General features: G+C 64.0%; 2 protein-coding genes. Both read right to left on the bottom strand.

Going from position 1 to position 1,307, the window contains the following annotated elements:
• Positions 1-466: N-acetyltransferase (locus ABDW21_RS13240; protein ID WP_343710546.1), on the bottom strand; the 466-nt coding region annotated here is incomplete at its 3' end.
• A complete protein-coding gene (locus ABDW21_RS13235; RefSeq protein ID WP_343602053.1) occupies positions 467-745 on the bottom strand; it encodes a DUF1778 domain-containing protein in 279 nt (92 codons plus the stop codon). It abuts the gene before it with no gap.
• Positions 746-1,307: the final 562 nt, after the last annotated feature.

Raw genomic sequence — 1,307 nt, 5'->3', positions numbered from 1 at the left:
CTAGGTTTGTCGCGTCGTCGGCATCCAGCGGATCAAAGCCAAACCGCTGCCACCACCGAAACGCCGTTGCGTTAAGCGCGGTGACCACAACTGCTCGACACGCTGCCTTCAGATTGAGCTCGGCCGCCGTCGCCAAGATGTGCTTAACCATTTGGGTGCCGAGCCCAATTCCGCTCGCACCCACGTCGGTTCCTCGCCGGCCGACGAGCAGCGCAGGAACCTGCATCGGGGCCCCCTTCGCCAAAGGTCCGGGGCTGGCCGAGCGATCCACCGAGGCCATCGACAAAGTCGCGTAGCAGACCACCTTGTAGTCGCGGTCAGCTATCACCCATACCGCGGCGGTGTTGCCGCGTCGATTTTGGCCCGCGTAGCGGCGTAGCCACTCGTCCAATGATGGCTCACCCGAGGCGAACCTGTCGCGCTGGTGCTTGCCCGGATCTAGCAGCGTCGGCCGGTAGAACTCCACTCAGTCCAGCCAGCTGAACTTCTGTGGGCGCTGCAATGCGGCCACCAGCCGCTCATTCACCTGCGCCGGACGGTCAAGAGCCTCGGTGAATGCCGCCGCCGTGTTGGGCGGTAGGTGGATGATTTGTCGTTCGGCTAACAGCTCGTCGGCAGCCTGGCTGGCGGCCTGCAGTATGAACGCCGACACACTCAGATGCGCCTCACTTGCAGCCACTTCCAGCCGACGCTTCGACGCCGCGTCGACGCGCAGCTGCAAGCGGTTATCTTTCATGACGGCCATGTACTAACAATGGCAGTACGTGATGGGTTAGTCAAGCTACTCTCCAACGCCATCGGACCGGCCACCCACCCCAACCGCGGAAAGACCCAAACCCTCACCGTGCGCCTCACCGACGATGAGATGACCCGGCTACGTACCGCCGCGGCCTACCCGTATCGGCCGTGGTGCGCACAGCCATCGTCCACGACGTGGTCCTGGCGGTGGCCGCCGCCGAGGAGCGTGTGTTGATCAGCGCTGATACGGATTTTCGTACCGTGTTGGCTCGGTTGGGTGCCAGCAAGCCGTCGGTTGTTCTGATTCGCCGTGCAGTCGGTCGACGAGCGGCCCAACAAGCTCGCCTGCCCATCGCTAACCTTCCGGTAGTGCAGGACGATCTCGAGGATGGGCCGCCGTTGTGCCCGGAGAGAAAACAATACGCATCCGTCGACTACCGATCTGAGTGTCGGCGGGTTCCGGATGTCGCGAGCTTTTCCCGGTGCCCGCGGAGGCGTTCACCGGGGCATCCAGGGTGTACTGCACCCCTTGCGTCGCCTGAGCGGCTGTGCGCGCCGACCTCACGGCG

The organism is Mycobacterium sp., from assembly GCF_039583805.1.
Taxonomy (GTDB): domain Bacteria; phylum Actinomycetota; class Actinomycetes; order Mycobacteriales; family Mycobacteriaceae; genus Mycobacterium.
The sequence above is the reverse complement of the archived record's forward strand: the minus strand, read 5'-3'. Positions and strand labels throughout refer to the sequence as shown.